This is a genomic window from Microbacterium proteolyticum (assembly GCF_030818075.1).
Lineage (GTDB): Bacteria > Actinomycetota > Actinomycetes > Actinomycetales > Microbacteriaceae > Microbacterium > Microbacterium proteolyticum_A.
Genome location: NZ_JAUSZZ010000001.1, coordinates 2,392,064 through 2,410,835, shown reverse-complemented (window position 1 = coordinate 2,410,835; position 18,772 = coordinate 2,392,064). Strand labels below are relative to the sequence as shown.

15 protein-coding genes and 1 tRNA gene are annotated in these 18,772 nt (G+C 69.8%); 15 read left to right on the top strand and 1 reads right to left on the bottom strand.

What is annotated here, in order from left to right; translation table 11 throughout:
- Positions 1 to 16 precede the first annotated feature (16 nt).
- From hisG to QE392_RS11085, 14 genes are all read left to right on the top strand, one after another.
- Entirely contained in the window at positions 17 to 859 is an 843-nt protein-coding gene (hisG, locus tag QE392_RS11150; RefSeq protein ID WP_307451677.1) for an ATP phosphoribosyltransferase, read from the top strand.
- Positions 859 to 1,623 carry an imidazole glycerol phosphate synthase subunit HisF gene (hisF, locus tag QE392_RS11145; protein ID WP_307451675.1) on the top strand — a complete coding sequence of 255 codons (765 nt, stop codon included), beginning with the start codon at positions 859 to 861 and terminating at the stop codon, positions 1,621 to 1,623. The genes hisG and hisF overlap by 1 nt, the downstream gene beginning before the upstream one ends.
- Positions 1,620 to 1,958 (top strand): phosphoribosyl-AMP cyclohydrolase, encoded by a 339-nt coding sequence (gene hisI / locus QE392_RS11140; RefSeq protein ID WP_307451673.1) that lies wholly within the window; start codon positions 1,620 to 1,622, stop codon positions 1,956 to 1,958. Before hisF ends, hisI begins: the two co-directional genes overlap by 4 nt.
- On the top strand, positions 1,958 to 2,545 hold the full coding sequence (locus QE392_RS11135; RefSeq protein ID WP_307451671.1) for a Trp biosynthesis-associated membrane protein: 588 nt from the start codon (positions 1,958 to 1,960) through the stop codon (positions 2,543 to 2,545). The genes hisI and QE392_RS11135 overlap by 1 nt, the downstream gene beginning before the upstream one ends.
- Before the next feature lie 201 nt (positions 2,546 to 2,746).
- Entirely contained in the window at positions 2,747 to 2,977 is a 231-nt protein-coding gene (locus QE392_RS11130) for a DUF6704 family protein (protein WP_307451669.1), read from the top strand.
- Between the two features lie 2 nt (positions 2,978 to 2,979).
- Entirely contained in the window at positions 2,980 to 3,756 is a 777-nt protein-coding gene (gene trpC, locus QE392_RS11125) for an indole-3-glycerol phosphate synthase TrpC (protein ID WP_307451667.1), read from the top strand.
- Positions 3,753 to 5,096 carry a tryptophan synthase subunit beta gene (trpB, locus tag QE392_RS11120; RefSeq protein ID WP_307451664.1) on the top strand — a complete coding sequence of 448 codons (1,344 nt, stop codon included), beginning with the start codon at positions 3,753 to 3,755 and terminating at the stop codon, positions 5,094 to 5,096. The genes trpC and trpB overlap by 4 nt, the downstream gene beginning before the upstream one ends.
- Positions 5,093 to 5,884: a tryptophan synthase subunit alpha gene (trpA, locus tag QE392_RS11115; RefSeq protein WP_307451661.1), complete on the top strand. Its 792-nt coding sequence runs from the start codon at positions 5,093 to 5,095 to the stop codon at positions 5,882 to 5,884. Before trpB ends, trpA begins: the two co-directional genes overlap by 4 nt.
- Before the next feature lie 10 nt (positions 5,885 to 5,894).
- On the top strand, positions 5,895 to 6,899 hold the full coding sequence (lgt, locus tag QE392_RS11110; RefSeq protein ID WP_307451659.1) for a prolipoprotein diacylglyceryl transferase: 1,005 nt from the start codon (positions 5,895 to 5,897) through the stop codon (positions 6,897 to 6,899).
- Between the two features lie 52 nt (positions 6,900 to 6,951).
- A complete protein-coding gene (gene gltB / locus QE392_RS11105; protein ID WP_307451657.1) occupies positions 6,952 to 11,529 on the top strand; it encodes a glutamate synthase large subunit in 4,578 nt (1,525 codons plus the stop codon).
- Complete coding sequence (locus QE392_RS11100) at positions 11,522 to 12,988, top strand: glutamate synthase subunit beta (protein ID WP_307451655.1); 1,467 nt, start codon at positions 11,522 to 11,524, stop codon at positions 12,986 to 12,988. The genes gltB and QE392_RS11100 overlap by 8 nt, the downstream gene beginning before the upstream one ends.
- Positions 12,989 to 13,043: 55 nt before the next feature.
- Positions 13,044 to 14,489, top strand: coding sequence for a pyruvate kinase (gene pyk / locus QE392_RS11095; RefSeq protein ID WP_307451653.1), 1,446 nt, complete (start codon positions 13,044 to 13,046; stop codon positions 14,487 to 14,489).
- A 74-nt stretch (positions 14,490 to 14,563) separates the two neighbouring features.
- A tRNA-Leu gene (locus QE392_RS11090) sits at positions 14,564 to 14,644 on the top strand.
- Positions 14,645 to 14,702: 58 nt separating this feature from the next.
- A complete protein-coding gene (locus QE392_RS11085) occupies positions 14,703 to 15,323 on the top strand; it encodes an ANTAR domain-containing response regulator (RefSeq protein WP_307451652.1) in 621 nt (206 codons plus the stop codon).
- A 304-nt stretch (positions 15,324 to 15,627) separates the two neighbouring features.
- Here the strand turns inward: QE392_RS11085 and QE392_RS11080 are convergent, their stop codons facing one another.
- Positions 15,628 to 16,059 (bottom strand): hotdog fold thioesterase, encoded by a 432-nt coding sequence (locus QE392_RS11080; protein WP_307451651.1) that lies wholly within the window; start codon positions 16,057 to 16,059, stop codon positions 15,628 to 15,630.
- A 71-nt stretch (positions 16,060 to 16,130) separates the two neighbouring features.
- Here QE392_RS11080 and polA point away from each other — a divergent pair, with 71 nt between their 5' ends.
- Positions 16,131 to 18,767: a DNA polymerase I gene (gene polA, locus QE392_RS11075; protein ID WP_307451650.1), complete on the top strand. Its 2,637-nt coding sequence runs from the start codon at positions 16,131 to 16,133 to the stop codon at positions 18,765 to 18,767.
- Positions 18,768 to 18,772 lie beyond the last annotated feature (5 nt).

Here is an 18,772-nt window from a genome sequence, read left to right as displayed (position 1 = left end):
CCCGAAAGCCCCCGTCATGCTGCGCATCGCCGTGCCGAACAAGGGGTCGCTCGCCGAGACCGCCGCCGAGATGCTCTCGGAGGCCGGTTACACCGGACGACGCGACTCGAAAGACCTGTACACCGTCGACCCCGTCAACGAGGTCGAGTTCTTCTACCTCCGCCCCCGCGACATCGCCACCTACGTCGGCTCCGGAGCGCTCGATGTGGGCATCACCGGCCGCGACCTGCTGCTGGACGCCCGCATGCCCGGCGCCCGCGAGGTCGAGTCGCTCGGCTTCGCCGGCTCCACGTTCCGCTTCGCCGGACGCCCCGGCCGCTTCAGCGACGTCGAAGACCTCCAGGGCCTGCGTGTCGCCACCGCCTACCCGGGCCTCGTCGACGCCTTCCTCGACGAGCGCGGCGTCGCCGTCGACATCGTGCCGCTCGACGGCGCGGTCGAGTCCGCCGTGCAGCTCGGAGTGGCGGATGCCGTCGCCGACGTCGTCTCCACCGGCACGACCCTCCGCCAGGCGGGGCTCGAGATCTTCGGGCCCGTCCTGCTCGAGAGCGACGCCGTGCTCATCGCGGGCCCGAACGACGTCGAGGGCACCGAGACGCTGCTCCGGCGCCTTCGGGGCGTGCTCGCCGCGCGCAAGTACGTGCTGATCGACTACGACCTGCCCACGGCGCTCATCGACCAGGCGATCGCCGTGGCGCCCGGCCTGGAGTCGCCGACGATCTCGCCGCTGCGCGACCCGGAATGGGTGGCCGTGCGCGTCATGAGCCCGCGCCGCGACGTCAACCGCGTCATGGACGAGCTGTACGCGATCGGTGCGCGCGCGATCCTCGTCACCGAGATCCTCGCCGCGAGGCTCTGATGACCCTCGCGCGTCGCGTCATCCCGTGCCTCGACGTCGCGGCCGGCCGCGTCGTGAAGGGCGTGAACTTCCTCGACCTCCGCGACATGGGCGACCCCGTCGAACTCGCGAAGCTCTATTTCGAACAGGGCGCCGACGAGGTCACGTTCCTCGACGTCACGGCGACGGTCGACGAGCGCTCGACCACCTACGACGTCGTGCGCCGCACCGCGGAGCAGGTCTTCATCCCCCTCACCGTCGGCGGGGGAGTGCGCTCGGCCGAAGACGTCGCCCGTCTGCTCGCCGTCGGCGCCGACAAGATCGGCGTCAACTCCGCCGCCATCGCGCGCCCGGCCCTGATCGACGAGATCGCCGACCGCTTCGGCGCACAGGTGATCGTGCTCTCGCTCGACGTGAAGCGGGCGGCATCCACCCCCTCCGGCTTCGTCGTGACCACGCACGGCGGCCGCACCGAGACCACCCTCGACGCCCTCGACTGGGCCCACGAGGCCGTCGAGCGCGGCGCGGGCGAGCTGCTGGTGAACTCGATCGACGCCGACGGCACCAAGCAGGGTTTCGACCTCGAGCTCGTCCGTCTCATGCGCCAGGTCGCCGCGGTGCCCGTCATCGCGTCGGGCGGAGCGGGGGCGCTCGAGCACTTCGCCCCGGCCGTGCAGGCCGGCGCCGACGCCGTGCTCGCGGCATCCGTCTTCCACTCCGGCCAGCTCACGGTCGGACAGGTCAAGGACGCAATGGCCGCCGAGGGGATCGAGGTGCGCCGATGAGCGTCGACCGCGTCAAGTACGACGCCCACGGGCTCGTGACCGCCGTCATCCAACAGTTCGACTCGCGCGAGGTGCTGATGGTCGGATGGATGGATGCCGAGGCCCTCCGCCGCACGCTCTCTTCCGGCCGCGTGACGTTCTGGTCGCGTTCGCGCAAGGAGTACTGGCGCAAGGGCGACACGTCGGGGCACATCCAGCTCGTGAAGGGCGCCCGCCTCGACTGCGACGGCGACAGCCTGCTCATCGAGGTCGACCAGGTCGGTGCCGCGTGCCACACCGGCGATCGCACCTGCTTCGACGCGGACGATCTGCACCCGGTCGTAGGAGAGCACTGATGCGTCGCGCCCGCTCCACGGCGGTGCACGCGATGCTCCTGGCCGGCGCGATCGGCGTCATCGCCTCGACCCAGACGTGGATCGACGTCACCCTCGACGACGGCGCACAACAGACGCTGGCCGTCCCGGGCGCCGAGGCGCTGCCCGTGCTCACCCCGCTGAGCCTGGCCGCCCTCGCCCTGGGCGCGGCTCTGTCGATCGTCGGTCCGGTGCTGCGCTACGTCTTCGGCGTGTTGGGCGCGCTCATCGCCGCGCTGGTGGGCATCGGCACCGCTCAGCTGCTCTTCGTCACGCCCGTCTCCGCGACCGCGTCCACCGTCACCGACGCCACGGGCATCTCGGGAACGGATGCCGTCGCCTCCCTCGTCTCCGACCTGTCGCTGACCCCCTGGCCCGCGGTGACGCTGCTGGCCCAGGTCGTGCTGGCCGCGGCATCCGTCTTCACCATCCTCACGGCACGGCGTTGGGCCTCCGGCGCCGGCCGCAAGTACCGCACCGCCGCCGAGGCCGGGGGCGACGCCGGTCGCCCGCACGACCCGATCGACTCGTGGGACGACCTGTCCCGCGGGGACGACCCCACGGCCTGAGCACCGGCGTCACGCGCCCCGTACGGCTTCCGCGCGTGAGACGATTCGCGCACGCCGGCCGCGGAGCGGGAGCCGGTGCTGCGAGCGTCGTCGACGCGAGTCAACGCGACATCGAGACGAACGCAACCGGGAGGCGCCCCGCGCTTCGATAGACTGGGTCGACGCTTTTCCCCGCGCCCGCGCGCGACTCTAAGGAGCCCCATGAGCAACCCCATCGGCGATCCCGGCCACGGACACTCGCCCGCCGCCTGGACGGCCGTGATCATCATGCTCGTCGCGTTCACGCTCGGCACGCTGTTCTTCTGGCTCGACATGCCCGTGCTCGTGTGGGCATCGGTGGGCCTGCTCGTCGTGGGTGCGATCGTCGGCTGGGTCATGACCAAGGCCGGTTACGGCGCGAACGGCGCGAAGTCCAACCCGAAGGCGCACTGATCGTGCTGGCCGATCTCACGGCCGGAGCGGTGGAAGATGCCGAGCAGCGCGCCGCGTCGCGCTCTCCCGCCGACGTCGAGCGCGACGCGCTCGCGCAGACGCCCGCGCGCGATGCGCTGGCCGCACTGGCCCCCGCCGACCGGGTGAAGATCATCGCCGAGGTCAAGCGCGCGAGCCCCTCGCGCGGCGATCTGGCGAGTATCCCCGACCCCGCTCTGCAGGCGCGCCTGTACGAGGAGGGCGGCGCGTCGGCCATCTCGGTGCTCACCGAGGGCCGCAAGTTCAAGGGCAGTCTCGCCGATCTCGAGGCCGTCCGTGCCTCCGTGTCGGTTCCCGTGCTGCGCAAGGACTTCCTCGCGACGCCGTACCAGGTGCTCGAGGCCCGCGCGTCGGGTGCCGACCTGGTGCTGCTCATCGTCGCCGCGCTCGACCAGAAGACACTGAGCGAGCTGTACACCCTCACCGGCGAGCTGGGCATGACCGCCCTCGTCGAGACGCACTCCGCCGACGAGCTCGAACGTGCCGCCGACATCGGCGCGAAGCTCATCGGCGTCAACGCCCGGAACCTGTCGACGTTCGAACTCGACCGCGACCTGTTCGGGTCGCTCGCCGATCGCTTCCCCGCGGACGCGGTCAAGATCGCCGAATCGGCGGTGCTGACCCCCGCCGACGTCGCGCACTACCGCGCCGCCGGCGCCGACGTCGTGCTCGTCGGCGAGGCGCTCGTCACCGGTGATCCCGTCGCAACGCTCCGCGCTTTCCTCCAGGAGACGACATGACCACCGCTCCCACCCAGAGCCTGCGCGACCAGAAGGGCCCGTTCTTCGGCGCCTTCGGCGGTCGGTACATGCCCGAGTCGCTCATCGCGGCGATCGACGAACTGACCGCGGTGTACGAGTCGGCGATGGCCGACCCCGCGTTCCACGCCGAGCTCACCGCGCTGCTGCACGACTATGCGGGGCGCCCGTCGGTGCTCACCGAGGTGCCGCGCTTCGCCGAGCACGCCGGGGGCGCCCGCGTGTACCTCAAGCGCGAAGATCTCAACCACACCGGTTCGCACAAGATCAACAACGTGCTCGGCCAGGCGCTGCTCACCAAGCGCCTCGGCAAGACCCGCGTCATCGCCGAGACCGGCGCCGGCCAGCACGGTGTCGCCACGGCCACCGCGGCCGCGCTGTTCGGCCTCGACTGCGTCATCTACATGGGCGAGGTCGACACCGAGCGACAGGCCCTCAACGTCGCCCGCATGCGACTGCTCGGCGCCGAGGTCGTGCCCGTCACGACCGGTTCGCGCACGCTGAAAGACGCGATCAACGAGGCGTACCGCGACTGGGTCGCCTCGGTCGAGACGACCAACTACATCTTCGGTACGGCCGCCGGTCCCCACCCGTTCCCGGCGATGGTGCGCGACTTCCAGAAGATCATCGGCGAAGAGACGCGCGCCGAGTTCCTCGAGCGCCTCGGTCGGCTTCCGGATGCCGTGTTCGCCTGCGTCGGCGGCGGCTCCAACGCCATCGGCATGTTCGACGCCTTCCTCGACGACCCCGATGTCGCCCTGTACGGCGTCGAGGCGGCCGGTGACGGGGTCGACACGCCCCAGCACGCCGCGTCCATCGAACGGGGTCGCCCGGGCGTGCTGCACGGCGCGCGCACCTACGTGCTGCAGGACGAAGACGGCCAGACGATCGAGTCCCACTCGATCTCGGCCGGCCTCGACTACCCGGGCGTCGGCCCCGAGCACGCGTGGCTCGCCGACATCGGCCGCGCGCAGTACATCCCCGCGACCGACGACGAGGCGATGCAGGCGCTGCGACTGCTCTCGCGCACCGAGGGCATCATCCCCGCGATCGAGTCGGCGCACGCCCTGGCCGGAGCGCTCCGCGTCGGTCGCGAGCTCGGCTCGGATGCCGTCATCGCGATCTGCCTGTCCGGTCGCGGCGACAAAGACATGGACACCGCCGCGCGGTACTTCGACCTGTACGACGCCCAGCACGCGCCCGAGCAGCCCGATGGCCGCGTGCAGACGCGCGCGGCGGAGGCCGTGGCATCCGCCCCCGGGTCACCCGTCGATGTGACACCTGCTCCCGACGCCGCGAGCGGTGCGGGGGTCGAGCTGTGAGTTCGCGCGTCTCCGCCGCCATCGACGCCGCCCACGAGGCCGGTCGCAGCGCATTCGTCGGCTACCTGCCGGCCGGATACCCCGACGTCGCCACCAGCGTCGAGGCGATCGTCGGCCTCGCCGAGGCGGGCGCCGACGTGATCGAGCTCGGCCCGCCGTACAGCGACCCCGTCATGGACGGCCTCGTCATCCAGGAGGCCACGCAGACGGCGCTCGCGAACGGCTTCCGCATGCGCGACCTGTTCACCATCATCCGCGAGGTCACCGCGCGCACCGACGTGCCGATCCTCGTCATGACGTACTGGAACCTCGTGGAGCAGTACGGCGTCGACCGCTACGCCGACGAGCTCGTCGCGGCGGGCGGAGCCGGCCTCATCACGCCCGACATCACCCCCGACGCTGGTGAGGCGTGGATCGCCGCGAGCGAGCGCACGGGCCTGGATCGCGTCTTCCTCGCCGCCCCGACCTCGAGCGACGAGCGGCTGCGCATGATCGTCGACGCGTCGACGGGATTCGTCTACACGGTGTCGACGATGGGCATCACGGGGGAGCGGGCGTCCCTGGATGCCGCGGCTCGCGCCCTCGTCGAGCGTCTGCGCGCGTTCGGAGCCACGCACGCGTGCGTGGGCATCGGCATCTCCAATGCCGAGCAGGTCGCGGGCGTCGCCGAGTACGCCGACGGCGCGATCGTGGGCACGGCGCTGGTCAAGGCGCTCCGCGACGGCGGCGTCGACGCCCTGTCGACCCTCGCCCGGGAGCTGTCCGCCGGTACCGCGCGGCGCGCCTAGACTCTTTCGCATGACGTTCGCCCTCTCGAGCGCCGCCTCCGGCGTGCTCGCCAGCATCCCGAGCCCGACGATCTCGTACGTCGACCTGGGTCCCCTCCGCATCCACTTCTATGCCCTCTGCATCATCGCGGGCATCATCGTGGCGGTCTTCCTCACCAACGCGCGTCTGACGCGTCGAGGAGCCGAGAAGTGGGTCGTCATCGACATCTGCCTGCTGGCCATCCCGATCGCCATCATCGTGGCGCGCATCTACCACGTGGTCACGCACCTCGGCTTCTACTTCGGGCCGGGCTCCAACCCGTGGAACATCACCCAGCCGGGCTCGGTGTGGGCGGTCTGGGAGGGCGGCATCGCCATCTACGGCGCCCTGATCGGTGGCGCGATCGGCGCCATCCTGGGCTGCAAGTGGACCGGCATCCGCTTCTGGACCTTCGCGGATGCCGTGGCCCCCGGCCTCATCATCGCCCAGGCCCTCGGCCGCTTCGGCAACTGGTTCAACCAGGAGCTGTTCGGTCAGCCCACCGACCTGCCCTGGGGCCTGGAGATCGCCTCGGGCAACCCGGCCATCCCCGTCGGACTGCCATCGGGCACGCTTTTCCAGCCGACTTTCCTGTACGAGGTCATCTGGAATCTGCTCGGTGCGGCCGTCATCCTGTGGGCCGGCTCGCGCTTCACCCTGCAGTGGGGCAAGCAGTTCGCGATCTACCTCGTGTGGTACTCCGCGGGCCGTATCGTCTGGGAATCCATCCGTGTCGACCCCAGCGACATCATTCTCGGTCTCCGCACGAACGTGTGGGCTGCGATCTTCGGCGTCGTGCTCGGCATCGTCATCTTCGTCGTCCAATCGCGTCGCCACCACGGTCTCGAGCCCTCGCCGTATGCGCCCGGGCGCGAGTCCAAGGCTCCGCGGGCTGTAGACTCAGGCGACCCCTCTGACTTCGTCGATGTGAGTGAGCCGCCCGCGACGAACGCCACTGTCGGCACGAGCGCCACAAGCAGCCCCGCCACGAACTAATCTCCTGGGCCGACGTCGTCCCATCCGAAGCATCAACATGAGGACGGTTGATATGGCTTCCAGCCTGCGTTCCGACACTGTCGGAGGCTCGTTCCCGGCCCGACAGGGAATGTATGACCCGTCGTTCGAGAAGGACGCCTGTGGCCTCGCCATGGTCGCCACTCTCCGCGGCGAAGCCGGTCACGACATCATCGATCTGGCGCTGACGGCGCTGCGCAACCTCGAGCACCGCGGTGCCATCGGCTCCGACGCGGGTACCGGTGACGGCGCCGGCATCCTCACGCAGATGCCCGACGCGTTCCTGCGCGCGGTCGTCGACTTCGACCTGCCGCCGGTGGGGGAGTACGCCGCCGGCATGGTGTTCCTGCCGCTCGGTCACGACGAGCGTTCCGCCATGAAGGCGGGGATCGAAGAGATCGCCCGTCACGAGAACCTCGAGGTGCTCGGATGGCGTGAGGTCCCCGTCGAGCCCGAGAACCTCGGCAAGCTCGCGTACGACGCGCGGCCCGCCTTCGAGCAGCTCTTCGTCTCGCGCCCCGCCGTGGGCGAGCAACCCGCGCTGTCGGGCATCGCACTCGACCGCCGGGTGTACCGGCTGCGCAAGCGCGCGCGCCGCGAGCTCGAGGCCTACTTCGTGTCGCTGTCCAGCCGCACGCTCGGCTACAAGGGCATGGTGACGACGCTCCAGCTCGAGCCGTTCTACCCCGACCTGCAGGACGAGCGGTTCGCGTCCGAGCTGGCCGTCGTGCACTCGCGCTACTCGACCAACACGTTCCCGTCGTGGCCGCTCGCGCAGCCCCTGCGCATGCTCGCGCACAACGGCGAGATCAACACCGTCAAGGGCAACCGCAACTGGATGCGGGCTCGTCAGTCGCAGCTGGAGTCCGAGCTCATCGGCGACGTGCGTCCGCTGCTGCCGATCTGCACCGAGGGCGCGAGCGACTCGGCATCCTTCGACGAGGTGCTCGAGCTGCTGACGCTCACCGGGCGGAGCCTGCCGCACGCCATCCTCATGATGGTTCCCGAGGCGTACGAGAAGCAGGCGTCGATCGACCCCGACCTGCGGGCGTTCTACGACTACCACTCCATGCAGATGGAGCCCTGGGACGGCCCTGCCGCCCTCATCTTCACCGACGGCACGCTCGTCGGCGCCACCCTCGACCGCAACGGCCTGCGCCCCGGCCGGTGGACCGAGACCACCGACGGCCTCGTCGTCATCGGCTCCGAGACCGGCGTGCTCGACTTCGCGCCCGAGCGCATCAAGCGCCGCGGCCGCCTGCAGCCCGGCCGGATGTTCCTCGTCGACACCGCCGAGGGTCGCATCGTCGAGGACGAAGAGATCAAGGCCGGCCTCGCGGCGGCGCAGCCCTGGCAGGAGTGGCTCGACAAGGGCCGCGTCAAGCTCAGCGAGCTGCCCGAGCGCGAGCACATCGTGCACCCGATCGCCTCGATCACGCGGCGCCAGCGCACCTTCGGCTACACCGAAGAAGAGGTGCGCATCCTGCTCACCCCGATGGGTCAGGGCGGCGCAGAGCCGCTCGGCGCCATGGGCAGCGACGCGCCCGTCGCCGTGCTCAGCGACCGCCCGCGCCTGCTGTTCGACTACTTCTCGCAGCAGTTCGCGCAGGTCACCAACCCACCGCTGGACTCGATCCGCGAAGAGGTCGTCACCTCGCTGTCGCTGGGGCTCGGACCCGAGCGGAACCTGCTCGACTGGGGACCCGACCACACCCGCACCGTGACGCTCGACTTCCCGGTGATCGACAACGACGAGCTCGCCAAGATCCAGCACATCGACACCGCCCTCCCGGGTCGGTCGTCGGTGACGATCCGCGGTCTCTACCGCGTGGAGGCCGGACACAAGGGGCTTCAGAAGCGCCTCACGCAGATGTGCTCCGAGGTCGACGCGGCCATCGAAGACGGTGCCGAGTTCATCGTGCTCAGCGACCGCGACTCGAACAAAGACCTGGCGCCCATCCCGTCGCTGCTCATGATCGCCGCCGTGCACCACCACCTCATCCGCAAAGAGACCCGCATGAAGGTGGGTCTCGTAGTCGAGGCCGGTGACGTGCGCGAGGTGCATCACGTGGCGACGCTGATCGGCTACGGCGCGTCGGCGGTCAACCCGTACCTCGCCATGGAGACCGTGGAGTACCTCGTCCGTGCGGGCTTCATCACCGGCGTCACCCCCGAGAAGGCGGTCAAGAACCTGATCTACGCGCTCGGCAAGGGCGTGCTGAAGATCATGTCGAAGATGGGCATCTCCACGGTGTCGTCGTACGCCGGCGCCCAGGTGTTCGAAGCCGTCGGCCTGTCGCGCGAGTTCGTCGACGCGTACTTCACCGGCACCGAGAGCAAGCTCGGCGGTGTGGGCCTCGACGTCATCGCGGCCGAGAACGCCGCGCGCCACGAGTACGCCTACCCCGAGGATGCCGCAGCCCGGGCGCACGAGCGCCTCTGGACGGGCGGCGAGTACCAGTGGCGCCGAGACGGCGCCCCGCACCTGTTCAACCCCGACACGGTGTTCCGCCTGCAGCACGCCACGCGCGAGCGCCGCTACGACATCTTCCGCGAGTACACGCAGCTGATCGACGATCAGGCGCACGAGCTGAAGACGCTCCGCGGCCTCTTCGGCCTGCGCACGGGTCTGCGTCCCGCGGTGCCGATCGACGAGGTCGAGCCCGTCTCGGCGATCGTCAAGCGCTTCTCGACCGGCGCGATGAGCTACGGCTCGATCTCGCAGGAGGCGCACGAGGTTCTCGCCGTGGCGATGAACCAGATCGGCGGCAAGAGCAACACCGGTGAGGGCGGCGAAGACGTCGACCGTCTTCTCGACCCCACGCGTCGCAGCGCCATCAAGCAGGTGGCATCCGGTCGCTTCGGCGTCACGAGCCTGTACCTCACCGAGGCCGACGACATCCAGATCAAGCTCGCCCAGGGCGCCAAGCCCGGCGAGGGCGGTCAGCTGCCGCCGACCAAGGTGTACCCGTGGGTGGCGCGCACGCGTCACGCGACCGCGGGCGTCGGGCTCATCTCGCCGCCGCCGCACCACGACATCTACTCGATCGAAGACCTCAAGCAGCTGATCTTCGACCTCAAGCGCGCCAACCCCAAGGCCCGGATCCACACCAAGCTCGTCAGCCAGTCGGGCATCGGCGCGGTCGCGGCCGGTGTGGCCAAAGCGCTGAGCGATGTCATCCTGGTGTCCGGTCAAGACGGCGGCACGGGCGCGAGCCCGATGAACTCGCTCAAGCACGCCGGCACGCCGTGGGAGCTGGGCCTCGCCGAGACGCAGCAGACGCTCATGCTCAACGGCATGCGCGACCGCGTCGTGGTGCAGGTCGACGGTCAGATGAAGACCGGCCGCGACGTCATCATCGGCGCACTGCTCGGCGCCGAGGAGTTCGGCTTCGCGACCGCCCCGCTGGTGGTCTCGGGCTGCATCATGATGCGCGTCTGCCACCTCGACACGTGCCCGGTGGGTGTCGCCACGCAGAACCCGGTTCTGCGTTCGCGCTTCACCGGCAAGGCCGAGTACATCGTGAACTTCATGGAGTTCATCGCGCAGGAGGTGCGCGAGTACCTCGCAGCCCTGGGCTACCGCTCGATCGACGAGATCGTCGGACGCTCCGAGTTGCTGGATGCCAATGAGGCGATCCAGCACTGGAAGGCACGAGGCCTCAACCTCGCGCCGATCCTCGAGGGCCCCCGTTTCGCCGACGACGAGCCGCGCCGACACGGCCGCAGCCAGAACCACGAGCTCGACGAGCACTTCGACGTGCAGCTGATCGAACGCGCGCAGGACGTGATCGCGCACGGCGGCCAGCTGACCATCGACCTGCCGATCCGCAACACCGCCCGCGCGGTGGGGACGATGCTCGGCCACCACGTCACCAAGGCGCGGGGCGAGCACGGCCTGCCCGAGAACTCGATCGACGTGCGCCTGACCGGTTCCGCCGGTCAGTCGTTCGGCGCGTTCATGCCGGCCGGCATCACGCTGCGCCTCGAGGGCGACTCGAACGACTACGTCGGCAAGGGCTTGTCGGGCGGCACCATCGTGGTGCGTCCCCCGCGCGGGTCGACGTTCCCGGCATCCGAGAACGTCATCGCCGGCAACGTCATCGGCTACGGAGCCACCCAGGGGCAGATGTTCCTCGGCGGCGTCGTGGGCGAGCGCTTCCTCGTGCGCAACTCCGGTGCCACTGCGGTGGTCGAGGGCGTGGGCGACCACGCGCTGGAGTACATGACCGGTGGCCTGGCCGTGATCCTCGGCGCCACGGGTCGCAACCTCGGCGCCGGCATGTCGGGCGGGCAGGCCTACGTCTACCGCCTCGACCGCGACAAGGTGAACCGCGAGGCCATGGCATCCGGCGAGCTCGTCCTGGGCGAACTCGGATCCGGGGATGCCGAGATCCTGCGCGACCTGCTCGAGAAGCACGTCGCGGAGACCGATTCCACCCTCGCCCGTCGTCTGCTCGACGACTTCGAGACCGAGGTGGACAACTTCGTCCGGGTGCTGCCGCGCGACTACGCCGCGGTGCTGCAGACCCGCCAGGAGGCGGTCACGGAGGGGCTCGACCCCGACGGCGACGTCGTCTGGAAGCGCATTCTGGAGGTGACGGGTGGCTGACCCGAAGGGTTTTCTCAAGACCACGGAGCGCGAGCTCCCGAAGCGTCGTCCGGTGCCCGTGCGCATCATGGACTGGAAAGAGGTGTACGAGCCGGGGGATTCGGCCGTCATCAAGCGCCAGGCCGGACGCTGCATGGATTGCGGCATCCCGTTCTGCCACAAGGGCTGCCCGCTGGGGAACCTCATCCCCGAGTGGAACGACCTGACGTGGCGCGGCGAGGGCCGCGCGGCGATCGAGCGGCTGCACGCGACCAACAACTTCCCGGAGTTCACCGGGCGCCTGTGCCCGGCACCGTGCGAGAGCTCGTGCGTGCTGGGGATCAACCAGCCTCCGGTGACGATCAAGCAGGTCGAGGTCTCGATCATCGACGAGGCGTTCTCGAACGGCTGGGTCGAGCCCGAGCCGCCGGAGCGCCTGACCGGTAAGACGGTCGCCGTGGTCGGGTCGGGCCCGGCCGGCCTCGCAGCGGCCCAGCAGCTCACGCGCGCCGGTCACACCGTGGCGGTGTTCGAACGCGACGACCGCATCGGCGGGCTCATGCGCTACGGCATCCCGGACTTCAAGATGGAGAAGCGCCACCTCGAGCTGCGCCTGCGGCAGATGCAGGCCGAAGGTACGCGCTTCCGCGCGGGCGTCGAGATCGGCAAGGACATCTCGTGGAGCGACCTCCGTGCGCGCTACGACGCCGTGGTGGTCGCCACCGGCGCCACCGTGCCGCGCGACCTGCCCATCCCCGGCCGCGACCTCGACGGCGTGCACTTCGCCATGGAGTACCTCGTCGAGGGCAACAAGGCCGTCGCCGGCGATCAGATCCCGCAGCAGATCACGGCCGAGGGCAAGCACGTCGTCGTCATCGGCGGCGGCGACACCGGCGCCGACTGCATCGGCACGGCGCACCGTCAGGGCGCGCTGAGCGTGACGAACCTCGCGATCGGCAAGCAGCCCCCGTCGGAGCGCCCGGCCGAGCAGCCCTGGCCCATGATGCCGAACCTGTTCGAGATGGCCTCGGCGCACGAAGAGGGCGGGGAGCGCACGTTCCTGGCCTCGACCGTGGAGTTCCTCGGCAACGCCGCGGGCGAGGTGCGCGCGCTGCGCGTGGCCGAGACCGAGTACGTCGACGGGCGTCGCGTCCCCAAGAGCGGCACCGAGCGCGAGATCCCGGCCGACCTGGTGCTCATCGCCATGGGCTTCACCGGCCCGGAGCGCGAGCACCTCGAGAGCCAGCTCGACACGCAGTTCACGAACCGCGGAAACGTGGAGCGCGACGCGACCTACGCCACCACCACCCCGGGGGTGTTCGTCGCCGGCGACGCCGGGCGCGGTCAGTCCCTCATCGTGTGGGCCATCGCCGAGGGCCGCGCGGCCGCCGCCGAGGTCGACACGTTCCTCATGGGCGAGACGGTGCTGCCGGCACCGGTGCGCCCGACCGATGTCGCCATCGGCCTCCTGCCCGCCTAAGCTGGCAAGGGCCGATCGGCCACTTCCCGAAAATCCTCACGGAGCTTGAAAACGGATGAGACGCGCCAAGATCGTCGCAACACTCGGGCCCGCCACGTCGTCGTATGAGATGGTTCGCGCCATCATCGACGCCGGGGTGGACGTCGCCCGCCTCAACCTGAGCCACGGAGACTACTCCGTGCACGATGCCAACTTCGCCAACGTGCGCAAGGCGGCCGAGGACGCGGGGCGTCCGGTCGCCGCCCTCGTCGACCTGCAGGGCCCGAAGATCCGCCTCGGCAAGTTCGAGAACGGCCCCCACGACCTGCTGCCCGGTGACATCTTCAAGATCACCACCGAGGACATCCTCGGAACCAAGGAGATCGTCGGCACGACCTTCAAGGGTCTGCCCCAGGACGTCCGCCCCGGCGACTTCCTCCTCATCGACGACGGCAAGGTCCGCGTCCGCGTCGTCGAGACCGACGGCACCGTCGTGACGACCGAGGTCGTCGTCGGCGGCCCCGTGTCGAACAACAAGGGCATCAACCTCCCGGGCGTGGCCGTCAACGTCCCCGCGCTGAGCGAGAAGGACGAGGCCGATCTGCGCTGGGGCCTGAAGGCCGGGGCCGACCTGATCGCCCTGTCGTTCGTCCGCGATGCGTCCGACATCGTGCGGGTCCACGAGATCATGGCCGAGGAGGGGCGCTACATCCCCGTCATCGCCAAGATCGAGAAGCCGCAGGCTGTCGACAACCTCGAGGAGATCATCGACGCCTTCGACGGCATCATGGTGGCCCGTGGCGACCTCGGCGTGGAGCTGCCCCTGGAGGCCGTGCCGATCGTGCAGAAGCGGGCCGTCGAGCTGTCGCGCCGCATGGCCAAGCCCGTCATCGTCGCGACGCAGATGCTCGAGTCGATGATCAGCAACCCGGTGCCCACGCGCGCCGAGACCTCCGACGTCGCCAACGCCGTCCTCGACGGCGCGGACGCGGTCATGCTCTCGGGCGAGACGAGCGTCGGAGACTTCCCGGTCGTCGTCGTCGAGACCATGGCCCGCATCGTGGAGTCGACCGAGGAGCACGGTCTGGAGCGCATCGCGCCCCTGACGAACAAGCCGCGCACGCAGGGTGGGGCGATCACCCTCGCCGCCGTCGAGGTCGCCGACTTCGTCGAGGCGAAGTACCTGTGCGTCTTCACCGAGTCCGGCGACTCGGCGCGCCGCATGTCGCGCCTGCGTTCGACGATCCCCATGATCGCCTTCACGCCCGAGCCCGGCATCCGCCGTCGCCTGGCGCTGACGTGGGGCGTGCGCTCGACGCTCGTGGAGCACGTGACCCACACCGACAAGATGTTCCTGCAGGTCGACGACTACCTGCTCGCCAACGACCTGGCCAAGGTCGGCGACAAGGTCGTTGTCATCTCCGGGTCCCCTCCCGGGATCGCCGGGTCCACCAACGACCTGCGCGTTCACCGCGTGGGCGACGCGGTGCAGGGGGCGGCCCCCGGCTATCAGTCGGTCTGACCCCTGACGACGCGCGCCGGTTCGCCCGGCGCGCGTCTGCGTTCCCGCCCGGTAGATTGGGAACGCGAACACCGGCCGGTGTGGCGGAATGGCAGACGCGGGGCACTCAAAATGCTCTGTCGAAAGACGTGTGGGTTCGAGTCCCACCACCGGTACCCGTAAAGCGCCCCGTGCGATCCAGGGCTTCGAGCCCCCCAGACGTAGGATGGTTCCGTGACTGATCAAGAAGCCGCTCCCGCCAGCGCCCCCGCGGCTCCCCGCCGCGTCGTCGTCGCGGAGGACGAGTCGCTCATCCGCCTCGACATCGTCGAGATCCTCCGCGACAACGGGTTCGACGTCGTGGGCGAGGCCGGCGACGGCGAGACCGCCGTGCAGTTGGCCACCGAGCTGCGGCCCGACCTCGTCATCATGGACGTCAAGATGCCGCAGCTGGACGGCATCAGCGCCGCCGAGAAGCTCAGCAAGAACCACATCGCCCCCGTCGTGCTGCTGACGGCCTTCAGCCAGAAGGAGCTCGTCGAGCGCGCGAGCGAGGCCGGTGCCCTGGCCTATGTCGTGAAGCCCTTCACGCCGAACGACCTGCTGCCGGCGATCGAGATCGCCCTGGCGCGCTACGAGCAGATCATCACGCTCGAGGCCGAGGTCGCCGACATGGTCGAGCGTTTCGAGACGCGCAAGCTCGTCGACCGCGCCAAGGGCCTGCTGAACGAGAAGATGGGCCTGTCCGAGCCCGAGGCGTTCCGCTGGATCCAGAAGGCGTCGATGGACCGCCGCCTGACCATGCAGGACGTCGCGAAGGCGATCATCGAGCAGCTGGCGCCCAAGAAGGCCTGACGACAGCTTCCGAGAAGGGATGCCGCTTCGGTGGCATCCCTTCTTCGTTTCGGGCGGGGACCGGACCCTTCGACAGGCTCAGGGGCCTCCGACGAGAGGGGGCTGAGCCCGTCGAAGATCCCGAACCCGGAGCCTGCCCTGGCCCGACGAGCTCGCACCCGGCCGGCCTGATCCCGCCGACGCCGCGAGCCGAGCACCGCGGTGGCTGAGCCCGAAGCCCGCTCACCCGGAGCCTGCCCGGGCCACGGTGCCTTCGCGCCGAGGTGGGCCGAACCCGCCGACGCCATCGGTCACCCGAGTGCGTTCAGCGTGCGGGTGCGTCCTTGATCATGTTGGTGATGCGCACCGTGGAGCAGCGGCGCCCCTGCTCATCGGTGACGGCGATCTCGTGCACCGTGAGCGAGCGGCCGAGGTGGATCGGCGTGCAGACACCGGTGACGAGGCCGGACGTGGCCGAACGTGTGTGCGTGGCGTTGATGTCGATGCCGACGGCCAAGCGGCCGGGCCCGGCATGCAGGTTCGCGGCCATCGAGCCGAGCGACTCGCCGAGCACGACGTAGGCGCCGCCGTGGAGGAGACCCACCGGCTGCGTGTTGCCCTCGACCGGCATCGTCGCGACGCAGCGCTCGACGGTGAACTCCACCCACTCGATGCCCATCTTCTCGGCGAGGGCGCCCATTCCGCGCTGCTTCGCCCAGTCGAGTCCGGAGGTGGTGTCGTCGGTCGTGGAGGTCATCGTCGCCTTCGTCGGGTCGCCGTCGTGGAGCCGGCCGGGGGAGTGTCCGTGGTTCTCGTTACGCTGGAGGGGTGACGGATGCCGAAAAGCCTACTCTCCTCGTCGTCGACGGCCATTCGTTGGCCTATCGGGCGTTCTACGCCCTGCCGGTCGACAACTTCTCGACGAAGGACGGGCAGCACACCAACGGTATCTACGGGTTCCTGTCGATGTTCGTGAACCTGGTCAAGGCCGAGAAGCCGACGCACGTGGCGGTCGCGTTCGACACGTCGCGGCAGTCGTTCCGCACCCGGGAGTACGCCGAGTACAAGGCGAACCGCAGCGAATCGCCCGCCGAGTTCAAGGGGCAGATCCCGCTGCTGCAGGACTGCCTGCGCGCGATGGGCGTGCCGGTGCTCACGAAAGAAGAGGTCGAGGCCGACGACATCCTCGCCACCCTCGCCACCCAGGGGGAGGAGCAGGGCTACACCGTGCTCGTCTGCTCGGGCGACCGTGACACCATTCAGCTGGTCACCGACGACGTCACGCTGCTGTACCCCAACGTGCAGGGCGTCTCGCAGCTGAAGCGCTACGACACCGATGCCGTGATCGAGAAGTACGGCCTTCCGCCCGCGCAGTACCCCGAGATCGCCGCCCTCGTCGGCGAGACGAGTGACAACCTGCCCGGCGTTCCCAAGGTCGGCGAGAAGACGGCCGTCAAGTGGCTGACGCAGTGGGGCTCGCTCGAGGCGCTGCTCGAGAACGCCGACAAGATCACCGGCGTCGTCGGCAACAACCTGCGCGAGCACCTCGACGGGGTCAAGCGCAACCGGTCGCTGAACCGCCTGCTTCGCGATGTCGAGCTCCCCGTCGGCCCGGGCGATCTGGAGATGAAGCCCCTCGACGCACAGGCCGTGCGCGACATCTTCGCTCGCCTGGAGTTCCGCACCCTGCTTCCGCGCGTGTTCGATGCGCTCGGCGGTGAGGGCGGCGTCGTCGAAGAGGTCCGTCCCACGGCGACCGCCCCCACCCCGGCACATCTCGGCGCCGAGGCGCTGGCATCGTGGGCAGCCGGTGCCACCGGACCGGTGGGGGTGACGGTGAGCCTCGCCGGCGCCACGCCGACCGCGATCGGACTCGCCTCGACCGACGCCGCCGTCGAGGCCGAGTGGACCCCCGCGGTGCGCGACGCCCTGGCGGGATGGCTGGCATCCGATGCGCCCAAGGTGTTCGCCGATGCCAAGCCCCAGGTCAAGGCACTCGCCCGCGAGGGCGTCTCGGTCGGCGGTGTGGACTTCGACGTCATCCTGGCGGGGTGGCTCGTGCGGCCCAGCTTCCCGGACAAGACCCTCGCCGATCTCGTCGAGCGCACCCTCGACGAGAAGCTCCCGGTCGCCGACCCCACGCAGCTCGTTCCCGAGACCGAGGGCGCCACCCCCGGTCAGCTGTCGTGGTTCACCCGACGCGTCGCCGAGGCGCAGCGCGCCGAGATGCCCGAGCGGGTCGCCGAAGTGCTCGACGACATCGAGATGCCGACGCTCACTGCGCTAGCCGACATGGAGCTCGCGGGCGTCGCCGTGTCGCACGAGAAGCTCGCGGGCTTCTCGGCGGAGCTGGGCGCGCGCGCCGATGCACTCGCGCGCGACGCCTACGCCGCGATCGGGCACGAGGTGAACCTCGGCTCACCCAAACAGCTGCAAGAAGTGCTCTTCGACGAGCTGCAGCTGCCCAAGACCCGCAAGACGAAGAGCGGGTACACGACGGACGCCGCGGCGCTCGCCGATCTGCAGGAGAGTGCGGACCACCCGTTCCTCGACCTGCTGCTGCGCCACCGCGAGGCGACGAAGCTGAAGCAGATCATCGATGCCCTCGACGCGGCGACGGGCGCCGATGGGCGGATCCACACCACCTACGTGCAGACCGGCAGCCAGACGGGGCGTCTGTCGAGCACCGACCCCAACCTGCAGAACATCCCCATCCGCACCGAGGAGAGCCGTCGCATCCGCGCCGCGTTCGAGGTGGGGGAGGGCTACGAGACGCTGCTGACCGCCGACTACTCGCAGATCGAGATGCGCATCATGGCGCACCTGTCCGGCGATCCCGGGCTCATCGAGGCCTTCAACTCCGGAGAAGACCTTCACCGCTTCGTCGGCGCGCGCGTCTTCGGCGTCGAGCCCGCCGATGTCACGCCCGCGATGCGCACCAAGGTCAAGGCCATGTCGTACGGCCTCGTCTACGGTCTGTCGGCGTTCGGCCTGTCGAAGCAGCTGCGGATCGAGCAGTCCGAGGCCAAGAAGCTCATGCTCGAGTACTTCGCGCGCTTCGGCGCCGTGCGCGACTATCTGCGCGGATCGGTCGAACAGGCCCGGCAGGACGGCTACACCGAGACGATCTTCGGACGCCGCCGCCCGTTCCCCGACCTCACGAGCATGAACCGCGTGCTGCGCGAGAACGCCGAGCGCGCAGCGCTGAACGCCCCCATCCAGGGCAGCGCGGCCGACATCATGAAGGTCGCGCTCTTCCGGATCCGCGACGAGCTGGCATCCACAGGGCTGCGTTCCCGGGTGCTGCTGCAGATCCACGACGAACTCGTGGTCGAGATCGCGCCGGGGGAGTGGGATGCCGTGGAGCCGATCGTCCGCGCGCGTATGGCCGATGCGGCGAAGCTGACGGTCCCGCTCGACGTGCAGATCGGTCGTGGCGGCGATTGGGACGAGGCCGGGCACTGAGCACC